Raw genomic sequence first — 22,980 nt, forward strand, 5'->3', positions numbered from 1 at the left:
ATGGCAACCTCGGTGACGGTCGGTGTCGAAGAAGAATTCTTGCTGGTCGATCCGGTGACAGGGGCTCCGGTCCCCAAGAACGCCGAGGTCGCGCAGACAGCCGAAGAGGGTGGCGTCGACTTACAGCTGGAACTGACCAGCTGCCAAGTCGAAACCAGCACCGACGTGCACAGCGACACCGCGGCCCTGCTCAAGGAACTGGCACAACTGCGCCGCGATGTCGCGGTCTGCGCGGAGCGAAACGACGCGCGCCTGCTCGCGGTGGCGATCCCGCCGACGGTTCCCGAGCGGTTCCCGGTGACCGACACCCCGCGATACCAGCGCATCGCCCGCGAATTCGGCATGCTCGCCAGCGAACAGGGGTTGTCCGGCTGCCACGTCCACGTCGGGGTCCCCGATCGGGAAGTCGCCGTGCAAGTCAGCAACCATCTGCGGCCGTGGCTGCCGGTCTGCTTGGCGCTGACCGCGAACTCGTCGATCTATCACGGCGCCGAAACCGGTTACGCCAGTTGGCGAAGCATTCTGTGGCGGCGTTGGCCCAGTGCCGGCCCGCCGCCGTACTTCGATTCGCTGGACGACTACGAGGCCATGGTCGAGATGTTGCTCTCGAGCGGCAACATCCTCGATCGGAAGATGGTGTATTGGGACATCCGTCCCTCCGACTCGTTCCCGACCGTCGAGGTCCGGGTGAGCGATGTGCCCGCGACGATCGCGGAATCCGCTCTGCTGGCGACGTTGGTCCAAGCCGCGGCGATGACCGCGCTCGAATCGATCGAGAAGGGGGAGCGGGCGCCCCAGGTGCCGGCCGAAGTCCTGCGCGCCGCGTACTGGAATGCCGCCCGTTCCGGACTCGACGGAAACGGACTGGACCCGGTCACTCGCCGCGTCGCTCCCGTTCGAGCGTTGATAGCCGGACTGCGCCGGCATACCGAGGCCGCGCTGGACGAACTCGGCGCGCGCAGCTTTGTCGACGAGACCATCGACTCGGTACTGCGCCGGGGCAACGGCGCCCGCCGCCAGACCCTGGCGCTGCGCGCCCGTGGTGATGTCGCGGACGTGATCAACGAACTCGCGACAGCCACCTTGGAAGGATGCTCGTGAGCAAGCCGGTTACAGCAAGATCCCCACGGCCACGGTGAGGAACACGATCACCAACACGATCACGGCGATGATCGCGGCAATTCCGGTGGGCGGGAAGTGATTACGGGTGCGGGGCTCCGGTGCCGAGAGACCCGAGGTCTGCGGGGTATCCGGGGGAGTGGAGCCGGGCCGCACACCGCCGCCGGGTTCGAGGTCCGGTGTACGCGCCGGGTCGGGATCCATGGTCATCGCCGCGAGATACCCGCGCACCAGACACCGAAACAACGACTCAACGTGGGCTTTGCCGGCTCCGGTAGGCCGCGACACTGGCCCGGTGCGCGCAGATTCGGGTGCTGGCCGAACCTGACCACGCGCCTGGGCGGACATGATGGTTCACACTTGCGTGCTGGCTGACGGCTGCACCCTGACCTGCATCCGATCCGATAACCAGCGAGGAAGAGAGTCCGTATGACCGCCGAGCCGTTCGAGGTCAGTATCACCGAAGCCGAGATCGCGGAACTGCGTGAACGGTTACGGCGCACGCGGTGGCCCGAGCCTGAGCCGGTAGAGGATTGGTCACAGGGGCTGCCGCTGGCGTATGCGCAGGAGCTGTGCCGCAGTTGGGCCGAGGACTACGACTTCGGGTTCGCCGCGCGGCTCAACGTGTTCCCGCAGTACCGCGACACGATCGACGGGCTCGGCATCCATTTCATGCACGTCCGCTCGCCGGAGCCGGACGCGTTCCCGCTGGTGCTCACCCACGGGTGGCCGGGTTCGGTGCTCGAGTTCCTCGAGGTCCTCGGCCCCCTGACCGACCCGCGCGCGCACGGTGGGGACCCGGCGGACGCGTTCCACGTGGTCGCGCCGTCGTTGCCCGGGTACGGCTGGAGCGACAAGCCGTCGACGACGGGGTGGGGCGTCACTCGCATCGCGCGTGCCTGGGACAAGTTGATGGTTTCGCTGGGTTACCAGCGGTACGGCGCACAGGGTGGTGACTGGGGTTCGGCGGTGTCCGGTGCGCTGGGCGAGGTGGCGCCCGACCGGGTCGCCGGGGTGCATCTGAACCTGGGGTCGGTGGCGGCGGGCGTGTTCGATGACCCGACGCCTGCGGAGCTGGCGAACCTCGAGGCCGAGAAGCAGTTCCGGCGCACCGGCCGGGGGTACTCGGCGATCCAGTCGACGCGGCCGCAGACGCTGGGCTACGGCCTCACCGACTCTCCGGCGGGTCAGGCCGCGTGGATCGCCGAGAAGTTCTGGGCCTGGACCGACCACAACGGCCACCCGGAAAACGCGGTGTCACGGCAGCAGATCCTCGATGAGATCTCGGTCTATTGGTTCACGGCCTCGGCGACCTCGTCGGCGCGCCTGTATTGGGAAAGCTTCGCCAACTTCCGCGACAAGGTCACCGCGCCGTGCGGGCTGTCGGTCTATCCGCGCGACATAACCCGCCCGTCGCGGCGCGAGGCCGAACTGCGGTTCACCGACCTGCGCTGGTTCGAGGAACTGCCGCATGGTGGCCACTTCGCCGCGCTTGAACAGCCGGAATCGCTGGTCGAGCAGGTCCGCGGATTCTTCCGCCTCGTCCGCTGACCACCCATCGCATCCCCGCACAGTCCGCGCACGGGAGTCCCGTCGGCGATTCACGCAGTATGCGCGGCCTTCGGCGACAGCGCGTCCTCTTCCCGCACGAGCCCACACCTTCGATCGTACGGAGTGGACCTTCGACAGCTTGGCCGCCCGTGAATGCCCGCGAGCCGGTCGAATGCCCAGCCGCGCGGTCTGACGTGGGACCGACCTCGGCCGGGCGGCGGCGTCAGGACAATTGTGCCGTAGGGGCGAAGGCCGGGAGTTTGTCGAGGCTGCTCCGCACGGCCTCGGCGCCGTAGACGAACATCTGCCGCTCGTAGTCGTCTACCGCGGTGCGCAGGTCGCGGCGGCCCCGGTCGGCCTCGATCAGGCTGCGGCGCAGCAGGTCGGCATCGCGCAGCGCGGTGTTCGCGCCGTTGCCGCCGGTCGGGGAGGTGGCGTGGATCGCGTCGCCGAGCAGCGTGACCGGGCCTGGCGCCCAACGCTTTCCGGGTTCGACCACGCGAATGGACAGCAGCGTGCTGTTGTCCGGGTCGGCTTGCTCGATCAGCGCACGCAGCAGCGGATGCCAACCCCGCATCCGGGACAGCACAGCGTCTTGCGCGTTCAGATCCTCGAGCGAACCGTGCGGCGGCAAGATCATCGCCCACCGCACGTAGTCGCCGATATCGGGCAGCACGACCTCGGGGGCCAGCTGTTCGGCGGCCTGCTTCGGCGGGGTGCGGAACCGCATCGCACCGAGCAGCAGACTGACGCCGTCACCGGCGATCTTCGAGCCGTAGGCCTTGGACAGGCCCGCGAACTGCTCGGTCAACGGCGTACGGCCGATGACGAACCGGACACCGGTGTCGGTCGGGACGGTCTGCGGTGACAGCACGCCGCGGACCGCGGAGGTCACGCCGTCCGCACCGACCAGCAGGTCGGCGGTGGCCGGGTCGCGGTGGGCGAACCGGGCTTCGACAGTGCCGTCGGCCAGGACGTCGTAGCCGGTGAGCGCCGCGTCGGTGTGCACGGTGAGTCCGGTCAGCAGCAGCTGCCGCAGCACCTGGCGATCGACCACGATGCCGGTCCGGCCCGCACCGAGCCTGCCGATCTCGTCGAGCTGCGGATCCAGGACCAGCTGCTCGGCCGAGGCATCCATGACGATCTCATCCAGCAGCGCATGCCAGCGGTCCGGCAGGCAATCGCGCACCGCCTGGAAACCGATCTCGTTCAGCACCAGTCGATAACCCTGAAACCGCGCCACGATCCCCGGATCCCGTTCGAACACCTGCGCTTCGATCCCGGCGCCACGCAAACCCTGCGCGAGAGCCAGACCGCCCAGACCGGCCCCGATCACGGAAACCCGCATTACACACCTCCACATCAGCGGAACGAACTTAGTTCGTTGCAACGAACTAAGTTCTACTCGCCGAAATCGGATCGTGTCAAGGTCTAGTGGCCGGCCGAGCCGCGTAGGCGCATACCCGAACCGAAAATATATGGGGCAGTTTCGAATTGACGCCGGTAACGTTGATCACTGTGCGACTGCGATCCCTGCTCACCATGACCGACCTCGGTCTCGAGCTGCTGGTCGGCGAGCAGGAGCAGGACCGCTTCGTGCGCTGGGTGGTCACGACGGACATGCTCGATCCCGCTCGCTACCTCTCCGGTGGTGAGCTGGTGCTCACCGGACTGCATTGGCGGCGGGATCCTGCCGACAGCGATTCCTTCGTGTCCGCGCTGGCCGGTGCGGGAGTCGCGGGCCTGGTCGCGGGCCAGGCCCGCTACGGGGGTGTGCCGCAGGACGTGGTCGAGGCATGCCGGCGCCACCGTGTGCCGCTGTTCCAGGTGCCGGTGACCGTCGGCTTCGCGGTCGTCACCGAGTACATAAACCGCATGTTCGCGACCGGCCGTGCCGCGGATCTGTGTGCGGCGCTGCGGCGCAACCGCGAGTTGGCGGCCGGCGACGGGCTCGGCCCGGTGATCGATTCGATCGAACGCGACTTCGGCCTGCGCTGCTGGGTGATGTCGTCGACCGGCCGCCTGGTGGCCGGCTCGCCGCCGCCGCCCGCCACGGCGATCGATGCCTTTCTTTCGGCCAGGAATCTGCCGGTGGTGCTGCGCGAGGCCGACCCGCCGTGCACCGTCTTCGCGGTCGACGAGCAGCGCGTCGCGCGGGCGGGGGATTGGCTGCTGATCTTCGAGGCCGACTGCACCGAATGGCCCGGCGAACAGCGTGCGCTGGTCGCGGATCTGGCCGCTGTCGTCGCACTGGAACACGCCCGCGCCGATGACGAGCAGCGCGCCGAGATGCGGCTCGCGCAGGAACTCCTCGAACGGATCGTCTCCGGAGCCGAACCGCCGGAAATTCTGACGCGACTGGAACTGACCGGCCTCGGGTCGGCCGCGGGCTATCGCGCCGTGGCTGCGTCGATAGACGCGGATACGTTGCGACCGAACGAATTACGCGCGCTGCTGCGCGAAATCCTGCACGCCGGCGGGCCGGCGGTCGCGGTGGTGGACGGTGTGGCGATCGCAGTACTTCCCGCCCACCCCGACGCCGTACGCGACATCGCGCGAACCGTCGCGGCATTGGCGCCCGGCCTGCACGGCAGCCGGCTCGCGGTCGGCGTCAGCGGCGTCGCCGACCGGACGGGGCTGGGAGAGGCGGTCGACCAGGCCCGCTCCGCGTGCCGGGTGGCCGCCGAGCGTGGCGGGCCCGGCAGCGTCGTCGGCCACGACGACCTGGCCGCCAGGACCCTGCTGCTGGCCAGCGTTCCCGCGGACGTACGCCTGACGCTCCAGACCCGCCTGCTGCACCCGCTACAGACCTACGATCGGGTGCACCGGGCCGACCTCGTCCATACGCTCGAGCAGTTCCTCGAGGTCTCCGGCGCCTGGACCCGATGCGCCGAGCTGCTGCACATCCACGTCAACACGTTGCGCAGCCGCATCCAGCGCATCGAGCAACTGACCGGTCGAGACCTGTCCCGCCTCGAGGACCGCGCCGGTTTCTTTCTCGCGCTCGCCCTGCGGTAGCGGCGACAAGCCTCCACTCGTCGCCGCCCACCGGTCAGGACGCCATCAGCGGATCGAGCGCGATGTCGCTGGGCCGCACCGGAATCCGAGCCAGATCCAGTCCGGTGGCATTCCGCAACGCGTTCAGGATGGCGGGCGTGGCGGACAGCGTCGGCGGCTCGCCCACGCCGTTGAGGCCGTAGGGGGAGTCCGGGTGCGCGAACTCGAACAGCGTGATCGGCATCGGCGGCACGTCGGCAATGGTCGGGATCAGGTAGTCGGTGAACGACGGATTGCGCACCCTCCCTTGGTGATCCACCAGGATCTCCTCCATCAGCGCCAACCCGAGGCCCTGCGCGCTGCCGCCCTCGATCTGGCCCTCGACGGCCAGGGGATTCATCGCTTTGCCCACGTCTTGGGCGACCGCGAGTTCGACGACGCGCACCAGCCCGAGCTCGACATCGACATCCACCACGGCGCGATGCGCGCAGAACGCGAATGCGATGTGCGCGTTGCCCTGTCCGCGTTCCGGGTCGATGCCCTGGGTCGGCCGGTGGTGATACTCGTGGACCCGTTCCAGGGTGTCCGATCCGATCATGTCGGCGATCGAGACCACCGGTTCGCCGGTGGTGACGTCCGCGATCACGTTGTCCCGCAAGGTAAGCGCGGCGGCGCTGCGGCCGGTCGCCGCCGCGGCCCGGCGCACGAGCTCCGAAGCGAGCTGCCTGCACGCACCTTGCACGGCCCCGCTCGACATCCAGGTCATCCGGGACGCCGAAGCCGAACCGGCGTCACCGATCTGGGTGTCGGCGGGCAGCACCACCACCCGGGTGACCCCGAGCTCGGTGGTCGCGATCTGGGACTGCACCGTCGTGATGCCTTGCCCGCATTCAGCCGCGGCGGTGTGGATCGACACCACCGGTTCGCCGGCCGTGACGGACAGGATCACCCTGGCCGTGGAGATATCGTCCACGCCGCCGGAGTAACCGATCGCCTTCACCCCGACCGCGTAGCCGACTCCCCGGCGCAGGCCTTCGCCATGGGTGGTGTTGCCGACACCGCCTGGCAGCGTACGGAAGTCGTGGCCCCGGTCGGCCGCGGGTAGCGGCCGGTCGCGCAGTGCTTCGAGCAGTTCCCGGACCGGGGCCGGCCCGTCGACCGCCTGACCGGTCGGCAACACCGTGCCGGTGGTCATCGCGTTCTTCAGCCGCAGTTCGAGTGGATCCATCCCGAGCTCGCGGGCCAGCTTGTCCATATTGGATTCGCAACCGTAAGCCGACTGCACCGCGCCGAAACCGCGCATCGCCCCGCACGGCGGGTTGTTGCTGTAGACGGCCAGCCCGTCGATCTCCGCGTGTTCGACCGCGTACGCCCCCGCCACGAAGTACGACGCGTTCGCGATCACCACCGGGGACGTCGAGGTGTAGGCGCCGCCGTCGAGCACCAGCCGGGCCTTGACGTAGACGAGCTTGCCGTCCCTGGTGGCGCCGTGCTCGTAGCGCATCTTCGCCGGATGCCGATGGACGTGGCCGAAGAAGGATTCGTAGCGGTTGTAGACCATTTTCACCGGCTTGCCCAGGTGCAGTGCCAGCATGCAGGCGTGCACGTGCACCGACAGGTCCTCGCGGCCGCCGAACGCGCCGCCCACCCCCGCCATGGTCAGCCGGACCTTGTCCGGCGGCAGCGCGAGGCAGGGCGCGAGCTGTTCGAGATCCTTGTGCAGCCATTGCGAGGAGACATACAGATCCACGCCGCCGTCGTCTGCCGGAACGGCAAGGCCCGATTCGGGACCGAGGAAGGCCTGGTCCTGCATGCCCACCTCGTAGTCGCCGACGACCACGACCTCTGCCCGGGCGCGCGCGACCGCCATGTCGCCGTGCCGGATCTTGACGTGCCGCACCAGGTTCGAACCATCGTGAATGATCCGGGTCTGCGGGTCGAGGGCCCGTTCGGCATCGGTGACCGGTTCCCGCAGGTCGTAGTCGACCACCACCAATTTGGCTGCCTGCCTGGCGGTTTCGGGATCATCCGCGGCCACCAGCGCCACCGGCTCGCCCTGGTATCGAACCTCATCGATGGCGAGCACGGGCTGGTCGGCGACCTTCATGCCGTAGGTCTTCGCGCCGGGGACGTCCGAATGGGTCAGCACCGCGTGCACACCGGCCACCGCCAGCGCCTTGCTCACGTCGATCGATCGGATGCGTGCCGCGGCATGCGGACTGCGTACCGTGGTGGCCCAGACCATGCCGTCCATCCACAGGTCGGACGAGTACGCGAATTCGCCGGTCACCTTGAGTGCACCGTCCGGTCGTAATGCGCTGCTGCCCACGCCCTTTCCCTCGTGCGTACGGGCGGCGCGCACCATGGCGGTCATCGGGACCACCGGGCGTCGAGTGATCGGGTCGGGCCGGTGCTGTTCATGAGCTGACTCCTTGATGTGCGACGCGTGGAAACGTCGGGGGCTGACCGATTCGACCGGCCCATTCCCACCCAATCGTCTTGTCCGCCAAGGCGATCGGCACATCCCCGACCGGAGATCGAACGAATGCTACACGGGCGGATCGCTCGCTGCCAAGGCTTCGGGGCGGTGCCCCGCATGGTCCGGCGGGTGCCTCGGCGGCCGCCGACCGAGTTGCATGTAATATTACGGCACTTGTCCATGAAGGAGGCGTGCCGTCATGCCCGAGTCGCCCGTTCAGGAGAACCGCGCGTCCGGAGAACTTCTCACCGACCGTACGTACGAGGCCCTGAAGGCGGCGATCCTGCGCAATCAACTGACGCCGGGCACGGCGCTGAGCGTGCCCGAGCTCGCCCGGCAGCTCGAGGTCAGCCGCACGCCGGTGCGTGAGGCGGTGCAACGCCTGATCTATGAGGGCCTGGCGAATCACGTCTCCCGCCGCGGCGCCGAGGTGAGCAAGGTCGACATCGCTGACCTGCGGAAACTGTATGTGGTGCGCGAATCGCTGGAGGGCCTGTCCGCGCGGCTGGCGACCGAGAACCTCGATGCCGACGGCCTGTCCACGCTGCGGCAGATCCTGGCCGAGCACGAACACGTGCTCGGCAGCGGCGCGGACAACGCCGCCCATATCGAACTGGATATCCGGTTCCACCGCACCCTCCGCGAGATCGCCGCGAACGCCCACCTGACGGCCGCGCTGGAGCCGATCGCCGGGCGGTCGCACCTTGCGCTGCATTCGCTGTGGCGGAGCAAGGACGCCCCCCGGCTCGCGCTCGACGAACACACCCACATCGTCGACGCGATGGCGGCCGGCGATCCGGATTGCGCGGAAACCGTTGCGCGGCGCCATATTTCCCGGCTCCGGGTGCGACTGTCGCAGGCGACGACCAGGGACGGCATGTCCGGCGGCACACCGCGTCGGCGGAACTTCTCGCTGCTCGTCGGCGACGAGACCGCGCCGGGCCCCGAGGGGCGCGCCCGCCGTCGCGCGCACCCCATCGAGACCCCTCGCTAACGGCTACTTCGCCGAATCCAGCACCGCTTCCTCGGCCCAGGCCGAGGGGGTGTAGCCGCTGTAGTGATCGGCGTGCGAATTGGTCGCCGACGCCTGCGTGACCTCACCGCGCAGGTATGCCTCCGCCTCGGCCTTGTCCTTGGGCGGCGGTGTCGGGGCCAGCCCGAGCAGTTTCGCCATATTGTTGCCCAGATAACCTTCCAGGTCGTCCTCGGACAAGTTCAGTCCCTGTGGCGGCTCATGGCACAGGACCTCCAGTTCGCGCGCCCACATTCCCGGTTCGTTCGGTGGCGAGTCGGTGCCGAAGACCATCTTGCTCTTCTTCATCTCCTTCGCGAACTCGACGATTCGCGATTGGAGCAACCAGCCGGATTCGCCGATGACATTCGTCGAGTCCTGGATCATCCAGAAGGCCTCGAAACAGTAGACGCCGCCGGTCTGGATGCCGAAATGCCCGAGGATGAAGTTCACGCTCGGGAATTCCCGGATGATCGGATAGAACTGGGTGGGAATGGAATAGGGACCGTCGCCGGTGTGGATCAGCACCGTCACGCCGAGGTCGGCGCAGACCCGCAGCGCGGGACGCAGCCAGTCCAGCGCCCGGTCCGGGCGGTACGAGTGCATGTTCGCATGGAGCTTCATCATCTTGTAGCCGTGTTCCTGAACATGGAACGCCAATTCGGCGGCCCCGTTCTCGGGCCCGAAGCGCGGGTTGTAGATGAAGTTTCCGACGAACCGATCCGGATATTTCTGCACCAGCGACGTGATATAGGCCTGGTAATCGCGAATGCCCTCGCGGCCGCTGCGATTGCCCTCCCGCCAGGCGGTATTACCCGGCGGCGGCATGATGCAACTGATGTCCACCCGGCGCGGCTTGCCATTGATCCACAACGGGCCGTCCATCATTTCGAGCGTGCGTTCACCGGTGAATGGTTCACCGGTATGACGCCATGCCTCGTCGACGAGATTTGTCGGATGGACGTGCGTATCGATGATCATCGTGGCTCTCCTTGATCAGGTCGGGATGAGATCCCCGGCCGCGAATCACCGCACCTACGGGCCGCTCTGTCGACGCGGCGGCGAGCCGGCCCGACGCCGACTCGATGGCACCGAGTTCAGCACAGCCCTACCGACGTGTCAACAGATTGCATGTAATTATCGATCGCTCTGATTCCGTATTTACGCAGCTCAGATGGGTTATCATTTCGCGCTTCGGCGGAAGCCTCAGCATAATCCGGGGGTTGACAACGGAAGCATCGCGGCGTTTACATGTATCTGCGCCGGTCCTAGCGGACCGAATCGCACTGCCGGTGACCTCCCGATCCTGGGTTAAACCGTTCGGCGATCGCCAGGGCTGTGCCCTGGCCGGGAGTCAGCTCCCTTCGCCAACGGATTTACGGCGGCTCAGCCGCCCGGGAAAGGCAGAGGCGGCCATGGCACCTCCATCCCTCAAACGCTGCGACCTTTTGCTCACCGGTGGCACGGTGATCACCGTCGACGATTCCCGCACCGTGCACGAAAACGGCACGGTAGCGGTTTCCGGCTCCCGGATCGTCGCGGTGGGCACCGCCGCCGAACTCGCCGACTGGCGGGCGGACACCGTGCTCGACTGCGGCGGCCGTGCCGTGCTGCCCGGCCTGGTCGACGGCCACAATCATCTGGCCCAGGCCCTGGCCCGCGGGCTGGGCGAGGGAATGTCGATCGTGCCCTGGCTGTGTGAGTTCATGTGGCCCTATTCGATCGCGATGACGCACGAGGACGCGGTCGCCGCGGCCCGCCTCGGCGCGGTCGAGGCGCTGCGTGCCGGCACCACCACGGTGATCGACAACCATTACGCACCAAGCGATCTGGCCACCACGCTGGCGATCGCCGACGTGATCGAAGCGGCCGGCCTGCGCGGTGCGGTCGCCCGCGGCGCGCTCGGTGATCGCACCGCGATCGCCGCCCGGCGTGGTCAGCCGGCCGGGCTGTTCCGGTTCAGCACCGCCGACGAACTCGCGATCACGCGGGACGCCATGCAGCATCGCCCGCGCGGCTCGAAGGTCGAGATATGGCCCGCGCCATTGAATCTCACGTATGTGGAGCAGGATCTGGTGCGCGGCTGTGCCGAGCTGGCGGCGGAGTTCGACACGCGCTGGCACACCCATTGTTGTGAAAGTAGTAGCGACCCAATAAGTTACGTCGACGAGTACGGCGTGCGGCCGGTGCAATGGCTGGCCGAGGCAGGTCTGCTCGACCACCGGGCGACCCTGGCCCACGGCATCTGGCTCGACGACCACGAGATCGAACAGGCCGGTCTGGGTGGGGCGGGCATCGCCCACAATCCTTCCTCGAACGCCTATCTCGCGTCCGGCACCATGCGGCTGCGTGAACTCCGAAAGCACGGCGCCACAGTGGCTCTCGGCAGCGACGGGCCCAGCTGCGGGCACCGGCAGGACCTGTTCGAGGCGATGAAGCTGACCATCTTCGCGCAGCGGTTGGCCACCCTGGACCCGACCGCGGCCCGCGCCGAGGACGCGCTCGTCCTCGCCACCCGCGCGGGCGCGGAATACGCCGGTATCGATGCCGGCGTGCTCGAGCCGGGCCGGCTCGCCGACATCATCGTCGTGGATCTCGACCGGCCGCACCTGCGTCCGGTGCACCGCGCGGTGAGCACCCTGGTCTACTCCGCGCGCGGCTCGGATGTCGAGACGACGATCGTCGGCGGCCAGATCGTCTACCACCAGGGTCGGTGCCTGCTCGTCGACGAGGCGGCGGCCGTCGCCCAAGCGCAGTTCCGCGCCGAACGGCTGATCGCCCGCGCGGACATGACGGCATTGCGCATGCCCTGGTCGAACTGATCGACCCCCTTGGGCCACGGCCCATTTCTCGACTACTTGTCTCACCGCGTCGTGAGGCCAGGAGCAGTTATGAAATTCTTCACCCGTAGTCTCCCGGCAGCACCGAGGGACCCGGTCGATTCGGTCCCGCCGATCCGCCATCTGATCCCGCTCGCCGTGCAGCACGTGATCGTCGCCTATTCCGGCATGGTCACGCTCCCGCTGGTCATCGGCTTGGGCATCGGCCTGTCTCCGGCCCAGATCACCACCCTGGTCACCGCCAACGTGTTCGTCAGCGGCCTGGCCACGCTGTTGCAGACCCTCGGCCTGTTCAATGTCGGCGTGAAGCTGCCCATCGTCATGGGTTCCACCTTCACCGGCATCGCCCCGGCCATCATCGTGGGCACCAGCGCGGGCTTGCCCGCGGTATTCGGCGCCACCATCGTGGTCGGGGTGCTCACCTGGGTGATCGCACCCTGGTTCGCCAAGCTGACCCGGTACTTCCCGCCCATCGTGACCGGCACGACCATCGCCATCATCGGCTTCTCCCTGGTGCCGAAGGCGGCCACGCTGATCGCCGGATCCGCGACGGCGGCCGATCCCGGTGGCGCCAAACGATTGCTGCTCGCCCTCGGCACCATCGTGCTGGTGGTGGTGCTCGAGCGAGCCACCCGGCCGGCCATCGGCCGCTTCGCCATCCTCATCGCGCTGATCGCCGGGACGCTGGTGGCGTGGCCGCTCGGGCTGACCGACTTCTCCGCCACCGGGTCGGCGCCGATATTCGGTGTCGTACAGCCGTTTTCGTTCGGCACACCGACCTTCGTGCTCGCCGCCGTGCTCCCGATGCTGGTCGTACAGGTGGTCAACATGGTCGAGTCGACGGGGGACACGCTGGCCACCGGCGTGGTGGTCGGCCGCGAGGTCGGGCCTGCCGATATCGCCCGCGCGCTGCGCGCGGACGGGGTCGGTACGGCGATCGCCGGTGTGTTCAGCAGTTTCACCTTCGTCACCTTCGGCGGGAACGTCGGGCTGGTCAGTATCACCCGGGTCATGAGCCGTTATGTCGTGGCCGTAGCGGGTGTGATCCTGGTGATCATCGGCCTGATGCCCAAACTCGGGGCGGTTGTCGCGTCGCTGCCCGGACCGGTGCTCGGCGGCATCGGGGTCGTCATGTTCGGCACCGTGGGCGCGATCGGCATCAAGTTCATGATGGCGGCGGATTTCAGTCAACCGCGCAACCATCTGATCGTGGCCATAGCCTTCGGCTTCGGCCTCATGCCGGTAGGGAATCCCGATTTCTACACCCAGCTGCCCGGTCCGCTACAGACCGTGCTCACCAGTGGTATTGCCGCAGGCGGTATTTCGGCCTTCCTGCTGAATCTGCTGCTCAACGGAATCCCGCGAGCCGAGCCCGGTGAGGGTGAGCCGGAAGCGGCCGCCGAGCATCCAGCCGAGCCCGCCGACAATCCGGCCGAGCCCGCTGAGCATCCGGCCGGAGTTCCCTCGACGCGGCGAGAAGCGTTATGACAGAAGAACAATCGCGCCGAGCACCGCGGGCAACCGAGCCCGGCTCGGTCGACGAGCGGCTGCCCTTCGCGCACATGCTGCTGCTGGCCTGGCAGCACGCGCTGGTCATGTACGCGGGGGTGATCGTGGTCCCCATCGTGGTCGGCACGACCCTCGGCCTGTCCGCGGCGGAGCTCGCCGGCCTGGTCAGCACCGACCTCGTCCTGGCCGGCATCGGCACTTTGCTCCAAGCGCTCGGACTGTGGAAATTCGGCATCCGGATGCCATTGGTGGTCGGTGCGGCGTCCAGCGGCATCGTGCCGATGGTGCTGATCGGACAGAGCAGGGGACTGCCGACCGTCTATGGTTCGCTGCTGGTCGCCGGGGTGATCTGGGTGCTGGTCGCGCCGTACTTCAGCAGGCTGTTGCGGCTGTTTCCCGCGGTGGTGACCGGCACCGTCATCGTGCTGATCGGCCTGACGCTCATCCCGGTCGGTGTCCGGCTCATCGCGGGCTCGGATCCGGGCGATCCCGGGTACGGCAGGCTCAGCCATCTCGCGCTCGCCGGTTTCACCCTGGCCGCGATGGTGGTGTTCCGGCGGCTGTTCCGTGGTCTGATCGGGCAGCTTGCCATCCTGTTGGCGCTGGTGCTCGGGGCGATCGTCGGCTGGTCGACCGGCATCGGCAGCCTCGCGCACATCGGCGCCGGGCCGATCGTCGGCCTGATGAGACCGATGCACTTCGGCGCCTTGCAGTTCCATGTCCCGTCGATTCTGCTGTTTCTCGTCATCGTCTTCGTGCTCATGGTCGAGGGCGCCGGGCAGGGACTGGCGGTCGGCGAGGTGGTGGGCAAGCCGGCCGGGCCGGACGACATCGCCCGGCTGCTGCGCGTCGACGGCCTGATGACGGCGTTGAGCGGGATGTTCAATGGCTTCGTCTACACCACCTTCGGGCAGAACATCGGTCTCATCGCGCTGACCAAGGTCCGCAGCCGATACCCGGTGGCGATCGTCGGCGTGATCCTGTTGGTGCTCGGCATCGTTCAGCCCGTCGGCCGGGTGGCGGCCGCGATCCCGGAGCCGGTGATCGGGGCCGCCGCGGTGCTCACCTTCGGCGCGCTGACCGTCTCCGGCATCCAGATCCTGGCGCGGGTGGATTTCGACCGGTCCGGCAATGCGCTGATCGTCATGCTGGCGCTGGGCATCGGCTTGATCCCCGCGTACGCGCCGCGCTTCTATCAGCACCTGCCGACCACGGCCGAGGTGGTCTTCCACAGCGGCGTCGCCACCGGCACCGTCCTCGCGGTGGTGCTGAACCTCGTCTTCCGCGCGCGGCGCCGTGATCCCGGCGACGCGTGGACGGCCGCCGATTAGCCCGGCGCACATGCGATTTCAGAGCTACCCCTCCCCGAAAAGGATCGTCATGCCCAACGACTACGCCGCGGACCCGCCCGACCGGCCGCGACTCATCATCGGGGTCACCGGTGCCAGCGCGCCGCACCTCGCCGTCCATCTGCTCACCGCCCTCGCGCGATTGCGCACCGTGCAGACCCACCTGGTGGTCTCGCGTGCGGCGCATCGCACCCTCGAGCTCGAGGCCGACCTGCGCGCCGACGATCTCGCCGGACTCGCGGACGTCTACCACCAGCGCGGGGACATCGCGGCGAGCATCGCCTCCGGATCCTTTCTCACCATGGGCATGGTCGTGGTCCCCTGCTCGATGAAGACACTGGCCGGTATCGCGCACGGCTATTCGGATGACCTGCTCACCCGCGCGGCCGACGTCTGCCTCAAGGAGCGTCGCCGCCTGGTGCTGGTCACCCGCGAGACACCGCTGAGCCTCGTGCATCTGCGGAACATGACGGCGGTCACCGAGGCAGGTGCGATCGTGTTGCCGCCGGTGCCCGCGTTCTATCCCCGCCCGGCAGCCATCGAGGACCTGCTCGCGCACGTGAGCGGCAAGATCCTCGACCAATTCGGCATCGCCCACGATTTGTCGCCCCGCTGGCGAGGCGCCGGTGCCAGGACCGAGCTGACCGGAGGGATGGTCCGATGACGTATCCCGAACTGTCGCAGCGGCAGGACCCGCACGCCTTCCTCGCCGAGTACCTCGCGGCCCATCCCGACGATGTGCTGACCGTCGACGACGCGGTCTCCGCGGATCAGGGCGTCACCGGCTTGATCTACGAACTCGCCGCCCGGGGACGAGAGGACATGCTGTTGTGCCGCAAGGTGAATGGCGTCTCGGTTCCCGTGGTGAGCAATGTGTTCGCCGCCCGGCGCCGGATCGCGCGGTTGCTCGGGGTCGGGCCGGAACGCCTGCACGAGGAGTTCGCGGCGCGCGCCGCGCGACCGCTGACACCGCGGCGCGTCGATTCCGGACCGATCCTCGAGGTCGTGCACACCGGCGCGGAGGTCGACCTCGCCACGGTGCCGATGCTGCGGCACTTCGCCTCGGATCGGGCGCCGTACATCACCAGCGGCATCATCGTCGCGGCCGATCCCGATACCGGCATCGGCAATCTGAGCTATCACCGCTCGATGGTCCACTCGCCCACCGAATTGGCGACCAGCCTGCATTCGCGGGGTGACCTGTGGCGCATTCTCGGGCGGTACGCCGAACGGAATCTGCCGATGCCGGTCGCCATGGTGATCGGCGGGCATCCGCTGTTCATGCTGGCCGCCTCCGCCCGGGTCGGTTACGAGGTGGACGAACGCGCGATCGCGGGCGGTCTGCTGGGCGAGCCGCTGGAGGTGGTGCCGACGCCCGAGCACGGCATCGAGGTTCCGGCCTGGTCGGACTTCGTGCTGGAGGGCACCATCGATGCCGCCGCCTACGCCGAAGAGGGTCCGTTCGGCGAGTTCTCCGGCTACTCCTCGAATCGGTCCACCAACAACCTGATTCGGGTCACCTCGGTGCTGCGGCGACGGGAGCCGATCCTGTTCGACGTGGAGGGCGGCAACACCGCCGAGCATCTCAATCTGGCCCGGATTCCGCGGGAGTCGGAGATGGCGGAGAAGCTCAAGACGCGGTTCCCCGATGTGACCGCCGTGCACTATCCGACGTCGGGAACCCATTTCCACTGCTATGTGGCGCTGCGGCAACGCAGGCCGGGGCAGGCGCGGCAGGTGATGCTGGGGCTGCTCGGCTGGGACCCGTACGTCAAAACCGTTGTCGCCGTGGACAGCGACATCGATATCACCGACGACGCGGCGGTGCTGTGGGCGCTGGCCACCCATTTTCAGCCGCACCGCGACATCCTGACCGCCGACGGACTTCCCGGGTCGCCCCTGGATCCGTCCTCGACCAACGACGGAACCACGTCCCGCATGGGGCTCGACGCGACGCGCGGCCCCGGCTTCGACGGCCGGCGGATCGAAATCTCGGCCGACGCGCTGGCCCACGCGCGACAGATCCTCGAACCGAGCACACCAACCGGAGGAAAACATGCCTGACCACGCCAAAATCCCGGTGACCGTCCTGACCGGGTTTCTCGGTTCGGGAAAGACCACCCTGGTCAATCACATCCTGACCGCGAACCACGGCCACCGAATCGCGGTGATCGAGAACGAGTTCGGCGAGATACCGATCGACAACGATCTCGTGCTGAACGCGGACGAGAAGATCATCGAGATGAGCAACGGCTGCTGCCTGTGCTGCACCGCGCGGACCGACCTGATCGACATCCTGCGGTCCCTGCTGACCCGCAGTGATCGCTTCGATCGCGTCCTCATCGAGACCAGCGGGCTCGCCGATCCCAACCCGGTGGCCCAGACCTTCTTCGTGGACGAGGAGGTCGCGCGGCACTTCGCCCTCGACGCCATCGTGACGTTGGTGGACGCCAAGCATGTGCGGGCGCATCTCGCCGAGGTCGACCAGCACGGTGTGGGGTCCCAGGTGGTCGATCAGATCGCCTTCGCGGACCGGATCGTGATCAACAAGATCGACCTGGTCGATGCCGAAACCGTTCGGGCGGTGCAGGATTCGATGCGGGCGATCAACGCGACCGCGGACATCATCACGTCCGAGTACGCCGCGGTCGAGCTCGCCGACGTGCTCGGCATCGGCGCGTTCGACCTGACCCGCACCATGGCCGGCGATCCGCACTGGCTCGACGAGGACACCCATCAGCACGATCCGGACCTGACCTCGGTCGGGGTCGAACTCGACGGCCGGGTCGATCATCGCGCGCTGGAGTCCTGGCTCGCCGCCCATCTGGCCGAACGGGGCGCCGACGTGTACCGGATGAAAGGACTGTTCGCGGTCGAGGACGACACGCGCCGATTCGTTCTGCAAGGCATCCACACCTCGTTCGAGATCCGGCCGTCGGCGCCGTGGCCGGGCGAAAACCGTACCGGCAAGGTCGTTTTCATCGGCCGTGACCTCGACCGGGACGAACTCACCCGCGGTCTGCGTTCCTGCCTGGTGAGCTGACCACGATTCGCCCAGGCGGCAGGTGTTCACCGGATTCCGCTGCCGCCGAACCGATTACGGACCCGACCAGTATCTGCCGGTCGGGTCCTCGGCGTCTGTGCCGCTAGCGGCGGGACTGCTCGAAGGTCCGGAGCAGGTCGGCCGCGACGCCCACCGCGATCGTGGCCGGTTCCTTTCCGGTGAGCTCGGAAAGTCCGATCGGAGTCTTGATCCGGTCGATGGCGGCGGCGTCGTGACCGCCCTCGGTGGCCAGGCGTTGCCGGAACCGCGCCCATTTCGCGGCCGAGCCGATCAACCCGATCGAGCCGAGATCGGTTGTGCGCAAGGCGGCGTCGCACAGCGCGGCGTCCTCGGCGTGATCGTGGGTCATGATCAGGATGTGGGTGCCCGGCGGCAGCTGCGCGAGCACCTCCTCCGGCAGCAGCGGCGTGTGGTGCACGTGTATCTGAGCCACCGCGTCCGCGAGCGCGCCGAGTCGTTCCTCGGTGAGCACGTCGGCGCGCGTGTCGATCAGATGCAGGTCGAGGTCGTGCCGGGCCAGGATCCGGGCCAGCTCCAGCCCGACGTGGCCGACGCCGAAGATGGCCACCGCGGGCCCGACCGGCAGCGGTTCGAGCAGCACGGTGACCGCGCCGCCGCAGCACTGCACGCCGTGGCGGTTGGTGACCTTGTCGGTCAGCGCGAATTCCATCAGCTCCGGCTCCGGGTCGGCCGTCTCGATCAGCTCGCGGACCCGATCGATGGCGACGGCCTCGATATTGCCGCCGCCGATCGATCCCCAGGTCTCGGTCTGTCCCACCACGAGTTTGGCGCCGGCCCGGCGGGGCGCGTGACCGCGCACGGCGGCGACGGTCACCAGCCCGCCGGGTTCGCGGCGGGCCCGCAACCGCGCGACCGCGCGCACCCAGGTCGAGTCAGACACTGCTCAAAGTGCTTGCGTCGGTGTGGATCCCGCCCGTGTCCGGGGTGGGGGAGCCGCCTGCCCGCGCCGCTTCGATCGCCCAGTACACCGCCTCGGGGGTGGCCGGGGCGCCGAGCCGCACGCCGGCCCCGGCGGGGCCGAACGCCGCGGCGGCCGCCCGCAGCGCCTCGCGCACCGAGAACGCCAGCATCAGCGGTGGCTCGCCCACCGCCTTCGACCCGTACACCGCGCCCGCCTCGGTGGCGTTCTCCAGCAGCGTCACATTGAACACCTCGGGCATTTCCGAGAAGCTCGGCAGTTTGTAGGTGCTGGCCGCCTGGGTCAGCAGCCGGCCGCGGCCGGGACCGTCGCCGGTGTCCCACCGCGCGTCCTCCAGGGTCAGCCAGCCCGCGCCCTGCACGAATCCGCCCTCGACCTGGCCGATGTCGATCAGCGGCGAGAGACTGTCGCCGACATCGTGCACGATGTCCACCCGCCGGATCCGGTAGGCGCCGGTGAAGCCGTCTACCTCGACCTCGCACGCCGCGGCGCCGTAGGCGAAGTATTTGAACGGCGTGCCCCGAAAGGCCTGCGCATCCCAGTGCAGTCCTTCGGTGCGATAGAAACCGGCCGCCGACAATTGGACTCGCTGCCGGTATGCCATGCCGACCAAGGCATCCCAGTCCAACTCCCGGTCACTGCCGAGCGACCGCGCGATGCCCGCGGCGATGCGGACATCCGCCGCGTCGGCGCCCAGCTGCCCTGCGGCCACCTGCACCAACCGCGCCCGCAGTTGTTCGCAGGCATTCTTCACCGCGGCGCCGTTGAGATCGGCGCCGGCGCTGGCCGCGGTAGCCGAGGTGTTGGGCACCTTGTCGGTCCGGGTCGGCGCCAGGCGCACCTTGTGCAGCGGTATGCCCAGCGTGGTCGCGGCGACCTGGAGCATCTTGGTGTGCAGCCCCTGGCCCATCTCGGTGCCACCGTGATTGATCAGCACCGACCCGTCCTTGTAGATCAGTACCAGGGCGCCGCCCTGGTTGAAGGCGGTGAGGTTGAACGAGATGCCGAACTTGACCCCGGTGACCGCCAAGGCGCGCTTGGTGTGCGGGTGGGCCGCGTTGAATTCCGCGATCTCCTGTCGGCGCCGGGCGAGGTCGCCCTGCTCGTGCACCTCCCGCCAGGTCCTCGAAATGCGTTCGGCGCCAAGGACTTCCTGCCCGTAAGGCGTGTGCTGGCCCGGCCGGTAGAAGTTGCGCTCGCGCAACTCGGCCGGATCCAGGCCGAGCAGGGGTGCGCACCGGCCCAGGATGTCCTCGATGACGAGCATGCCCTGTGGGCCGCCGAAACCGCGAAACGCGGTGTTGGACACCTTGTTGGTCTTCGCGATGCGACCGGCGATCCGCGCGTTGGGGATCCAGTAGACGTTGTCGATGTGACACAGGGCGCGGGCCAGGACCGGCTCGGACAGGTCCAGACTCCAGCCGCCGTCCGCGGTCAGGGTCGCCGCCAGCGCCAGCAGCCGCCCGTCGGCATCGAACCCGACCCGCCACTCGGCATGGAATCCGTGCCGCTTGCCGGACATGGTCATATCCTGAGTCCGGTTGAGCCGCAGGCGAACCGGGCGTCCGGTGTGGACGGCGCCGAGCGCGGCGATCGCCGCGAAACCGTGCGGCTGCATCTCCTTGCCGCCGAAGCCGCCACCCATCCGCAGGCACTGCACGGTGACCGCGTGGCTGTGCAGGCCGAGCACGTGCGCGACGATTTCCTGGGTCTCGGACGGATGCTGGGTGCTGCTCTGGACGAACACCTGCCCGCCCTCGTCGACGTGGGCCAGCGCGGCGTGCGTCTCCAGATAGAAATGCTCCTGATCGCCGAACTGGAATTCACCGCTGAACACGTGCGCCGACTCGGCGAAACCGGCGTCCACGTCACCGCAGTGCATGGTGGGCCTGGCCCCGTGAAAACTCTCGGCCGCGATGGCCTCGGCCAGCGTGATCAGCGCCGGTTGTTCGTCCAATTCCACCACGACGGCGGCCGCGCCCAGCCTGGCGGCCTCCAGCGTCTCGCCGAGTACCCAGCACACCGCGTGCCCGTAGAACATGACGGTGTCCGGGAACAGCGGCTCGTCGTGTTTCATCCCGGCATCGTTGACGCCCGGCACATCGGCGGCCGTGAGCACCCGCACCACCCCGGGTACGGACAGGGCGGGCTCGGTGTGCAGCGCGGTGATCCGGCCGTGTGCGTGCATGACCTGCACCGGGTAGGCGTGCAGCGCGTCCTTGGTGCGGTGCACCAGGTCGTCGGTGTACAGCGCGGCGCCGGTGACGTGCAGGGCCGCGCTCTCGTGCGGCATCGGGACGCCGACGACGGGATTCTCCGGTCGCTGGGCCAGCTGACTCATGACTCGACCTCACTGATGGTGTGTGCGTACAGCTTTCGCAGGCTCTGGCCGAGCATGGCGGAGCGGTATTCGGCGCTGGCGCGGTGATCGGCCAGCGGTGTGCCCTCGTCGCGCAGTATCCGGGCGGCGGTTTCGATGGTCTCCGCCGACCAGGGCCGTCCGGTGAGCGCGGCCTCGGTGGCGCCGGCCCGGATCGGGGTTGCCGCCACGCCACCGAGGCCGATCCGCGCGGCCCGAACCGTCCCGTTCTCGATGTCCAACGCGAAAGCCACTGCCACGCTGGAGATGTCGTCGAAGCGCCGCTTGGCAATCTTGTGGAATGCCACCACCGGCGCCAGCGGCACCGGGATGCGCACGGCGCGGATCACCTCATCCGGCCGGCGCACGCTGCGCCGATACCCGGTGAAGTAGTCGGCGAGGTCGACCTCCCGCTCACCGTCGGCGTCGGCGAGCACCAGCGAGGCGCCGAGCGCGAGCAGCACGGGCGGGCTGTCGCCGATGGGTGAGCCGGTACCGAGATTGCCGCCCAGCGTCGCTCCGTTGCGGATGAGCCGGGAGGCGAACTGCGGGAACAACTCCGAGAGCAGCGGTACCCGGCCGTCGAGCCGCCGTTCGATCTCGGTGAGCGACAGGGCCGCCCCGATCTCGATGCGCTCCGGCTCCACGCGCAGTTCGCGCAATTCGGGGAGTCGATCGATCGCGATCACGTAATCCGCCCGCCGCGCACGGATATTCACCTCCACACCCCAGTCGGTGCACCCCGCGACGAGCATCGCGCCGGGTTGCTCGCGCAACAGCCGCGCTGCTTCGAGCAGGGTCGCCGGTCGCCGGAAGGTGCGGCCGCCGCCGGCGTAGTCGGTGGCCACCGGCTCGGGCGGGGACTGCGCGCGGCGTCGGGCGAGCGGGTCGTCCGCGTCCGGCGCGCCGACGGCATACGCCGCGTCGCGGATCGGGCGATATCCGGTGCAGCGGCACAGGTTTCCGCTCAGCGCGTGCAGGTCGAATCCGTTGGGGCCGTGCTCGGCCGTATCCGGCTCGGCGCCTGCCGGATCCGGGGCGGCGCAACGGTCCGGGCGGTAGTACTCGGAGGCCATGCTGCAGATGAAACCCGGTGTGCAGTAACCACATTGCGATCCACCCCGCACGGCCATCTCCTGCTGCACCGGATGCAGTGCGGCGGGCGTGACCGGTGTGCCCGCGACCGCGAGACCTTCGGCGGTGACGATCTCCTGGCCGTCGAGCGCGGCCGCCGGGACCAGACACGAGTTGATCGCGACCCAGTCGGTGGGTTGATGGATGCCCGGGCGGGCGACCATGATCGAACAAGCGCCGCATTCACCCTCGGCGCAGCCTTCTTTCGTTCCGGTGAGACCTCTGTCCCGGAGGAAATCCAGGACCGTCGTGTGCGGTGCCGCCGGGGAAATCGGTACCGCCTTTCCATTGACGGTGATTCGCGCCGCTACCATGACACATCATCATTTCGGTGATCGGTCGATGTGCTTGCCCAACTTGCCATTTCCACAGCCTTCTAATTCGATAGCGCTGCCCGGAAAACCGGTGCGCGGATCAGCGCGCGTGGACGCGCTGCGATGATGACGAGATCGGAATGTGCCGGGTCACGGTCGGACCCGCGGCGAAGGGGTCGCTCAGCAGCCGTGGGCTACGCGACCGGGAACCCACGCGGTCCGGTGGGCGAGGCGACGCAGGTCAGAGATGGTCGACATCCGACTTCGCCCCCTTTCCAGCGGCTCGGGATCCGGTAGGCTCAAAACTACGTCG

Annotated in this window: 17 protein-coding genes; 10 read left to right on the forward strand and 7 right to left on the reverse strand. The window is 68.4% G+C overall.

Annotation, left to right across the window (positions count from 1 at the left end; translation table 11 throughout):
- Window positions 1-1,101 (forward strand): glutamate--cysteine ligase, encoded by a 1,101-nt coding sequence (locus ACFYO1_RS11940; RefSeq protein ID WP_387229703.1) that lies wholly within the window; start codon window positions 1-3, stop codon window positions 1,099-1,101.
- A gap of 9 nt (window positions 1,102-1,110) precedes the next feature.
- On the opposite strand, the gene ACFYO1_RS11945 is transcribed toward ACFYO1_RS11940, so the two are convergent.
- Window positions 1,111-1,329 (reverse strand): DUF6480 family protein, encoded by a 219-nt coding sequence (locus ACFYO1_RS11945; protein WP_387229705.1) that lies wholly within the window; start codon window positions 1,327-1,329, stop codon window positions 1,111-1,113.
- A gap of 219 nt (window positions 1,330-1,548) precedes the next feature.
- On the opposite strand from ACFYO1_RS11945, the gene ACFYO1_RS11950 reads away from it, so the two are divergent.
- The gene (locus ACFYO1_RS11950; RefSeq protein ID WP_387229707.1) at window positions 1,549-2,670 is read left to right on the forward strand and encodes an epoxide hydrolase family protein; all 1,122 of its coding nucleotides are present in this window, start codon (window positions 1,549-1,551) and stop codon (window positions 2,668-2,670) included.
- Between the two features lie 223 nt (window positions 2,671-2,893).
- Here the strand turns inward: ACFYO1_RS11950 and ACFYO1_RS11955 are convergent, their stop codons facing one another.
- The gene (locus tag ACFYO1_RS11955; protein WP_387229709.1) at window positions 2,894-4,018 is read right to left on the reverse strand and encodes an FAD-dependent oxidoreductase; all 1,125 of its coding nucleotides are present in this window, start codon (window positions 4,016-4,018) and stop codon (window positions 2,894-2,896) included.
- Between the two features lie 170 nt (window positions 4,019-4,188).
- Here ACFYO1_RS11955 and ACFYO1_RS11960 point away from each other — a divergent pair, with 170 nt between their 5' ends.
- Window positions 4,189-5,688, forward strand: a complete 1,500-nt coding sequence (locus ACFYO1_RS11960; RefSeq protein ID WP_387229711.1) for a PucR family transcriptional regulator — start codon at window positions 4,189-4,191, stop codon at window positions 5,686-5,688.
- Between the two features lie 34 nt (window positions 5,689-5,722).
- Here the strand turns inward: ACFYO1_RS11960 and pucD are convergent, their stop codons facing one another.
- Window positions 5,723-8,041 (reverse strand): xanthine dehydrogenase subunit D, encoded by a 2,319-nt coding sequence (gene pucD, locus ACFYO1_RS11965; protein ID WP_387229713.1) that lies wholly within the window; start codon window positions 8,039-8,041, stop codon window positions 5,723-5,725.
- Window positions 8,042-8,345: 304 nt separating this feature from the next.
- Here pucD and ACFYO1_RS11970 point away from each other — a divergent pair, with 304 nt between their 5' ends.
- Complete coding sequence (locus ACFYO1_RS11970; protein WP_387229715.1) at window positions 8,346-9,140, forward strand: GntR family transcriptional regulator; 795 nt, start codon at window positions 8,346-8,348, stop codon at window positions 9,138-9,140.
- A 3-nt stretch (window positions 9,141-9,143) separates the two neighbouring features.
- On the opposite strand, the gene ACFYO1_RS11975 is transcribed toward ACFYO1_RS11970, so the two are convergent.
- A complete protein-coding gene (locus ACFYO1_RS11975) occupies window positions 9,144-10,139 on the reverse strand; it encodes an amidohydrolase family protein (protein WP_387229717.1) in 996 nt (331 codons plus the stop codon).
- 434 nt (window positions 10,140-10,573) lie between these two features.
- Between ACFYO1_RS11975 and ACFYO1_RS11980 the strand changes: the two genes are divergently transcribed.
- The 6 genes from ACFYO1_RS11980 to ACFYO1_RS12005 all read left to right on the forward strand — a co-directional run bounded on the left by ACFYO1_RS11980 (window position 10,574) and on the right by ACFYO1_RS12005 (window position 17,899).
- The gene (locus ACFYO1_RS11980) at window positions 10,574-11,980 is read left to right on the forward strand and encodes an amidohydrolase family protein (protein ID WP_387229719.1); all 1,407 of its coding nucleotides are present in this window, start codon (window positions 10,574-10,576) and stop codon (window positions 11,978-11,980) included.
- Between the two features lie 69 nt (window positions 11,981-12,049).
- Window positions 12,050-13,486 (forward strand): uracil-xanthine permease family protein, encoded by a 1,437-nt coding sequence (locus ACFYO1_RS11985; RefSeq protein ID WP_387229721.1) that lies wholly within the window; start codon window positions 12,050-12,052, stop codon window positions 13,484-13,486.
- The gene (locus ACFYO1_RS11990) at window positions 13,483-14,838 is read left to right on the forward strand and encodes a uracil-xanthine permease family protein (protein WP_387229723.1); all 1,356 of its coding nucleotides are present in this window, start codon (window positions 13,483-13,485) and stop codon (window positions 14,836-14,838) included. The genes ACFYO1_RS11985 and ACFYO1_RS11990 overlap by 4 nt, the downstream gene beginning before the upstream one ends.
- Before the next feature lie 49 nt (window positions 14,839-14,887).
- On the forward strand, window positions 14,888-15,520 hold the full coding sequence (locus ACFYO1_RS11995; RefSeq protein WP_387229725.1) for a UbiX family flavin prenyltransferase: 633 nt from the start codon (window positions 14,888-14,890) through the stop codon (window positions 15,518-15,520).
- On the forward strand, window positions 15,517-16,920 hold the full coding sequence (locus ACFYO1_RS12000; RefSeq protein ID WP_387229727.1) for a UbiD family decarboxylase: 1,404 nt from the start codon (window positions 15,517-15,519) through the stop codon (window positions 16,918-16,920). The genes ACFYO1_RS11995 and ACFYO1_RS12000 overlap by 4 nt, the downstream gene beginning before the upstream one ends.
- Window positions 16,913-17,899, forward strand: coding sequence for a CobW family GTP-binding protein (locus tag ACFYO1_RS12005; protein ID WP_387229729.1), 987 nt, complete (start codon window positions 16,913-16,915; stop codon window positions 17,897-17,899). Before ACFYO1_RS12000 ends, ACFYO1_RS12005 begins: the two co-directional genes overlap by 8 nt.
- A gap of 103 nt (window positions 17,900-18,002) precedes the next feature.
- Here the strand turns inward: ACFYO1_RS12005 and xdhC are convergent, their stop codons facing one another.
- From xdhC to ACFYO1_RS12020, 3 genes are read right to left on the reverse strand one after another with little or no spacing between them, the layout of a single operon-like run.
- A complete protein-coding gene (gene xdhC, locus ACFYO1_RS12010; protein ID WP_387229731.1) occupies window positions 18,003-18,821 on the reverse strand; it encodes a xanthine dehydrogenase accessory protein XdhC in 819 nt (272 codons plus the stop codon).
- On the reverse strand, window positions 18,814-21,201 hold the full coding sequence (gene xdhB / locus ACFYO1_RS12015; protein WP_387229733.1) for a xanthine dehydrogenase molybdopterin binding subunit: 2,388 nt from the start codon (window positions 21,199-21,201) through the stop codon (window positions 18,814-18,816). Before xdhB ends, xdhC begins: the two co-directional genes overlap by 8 nt.
- Window positions 21,198-22,667: a xanthine dehydrogenase small subunit gene (locus ACFYO1_RS12020; protein ID WP_387229735.1), complete on the reverse strand. Its 1,470-nt coding sequence runs from the start codon at window positions 22,665-22,667 to the stop codon at window positions 21,198-21,200. The genes xdhB and ACFYO1_RS12020 overlap by 4 nt, the downstream gene beginning before the upstream one ends.
- Window positions 22,668-22,980 lie beyond the last annotated feature (313 nt).

The sequence above is a fragment of the Nocardia sp. NPDC006044 genome (genome assembly GCF_042871115.1).
Lineage (GTDB): Bacteria > Actinomycetota > Actinomycetes > Mycobacteriales > Mycobacteriaceae > Nocardia.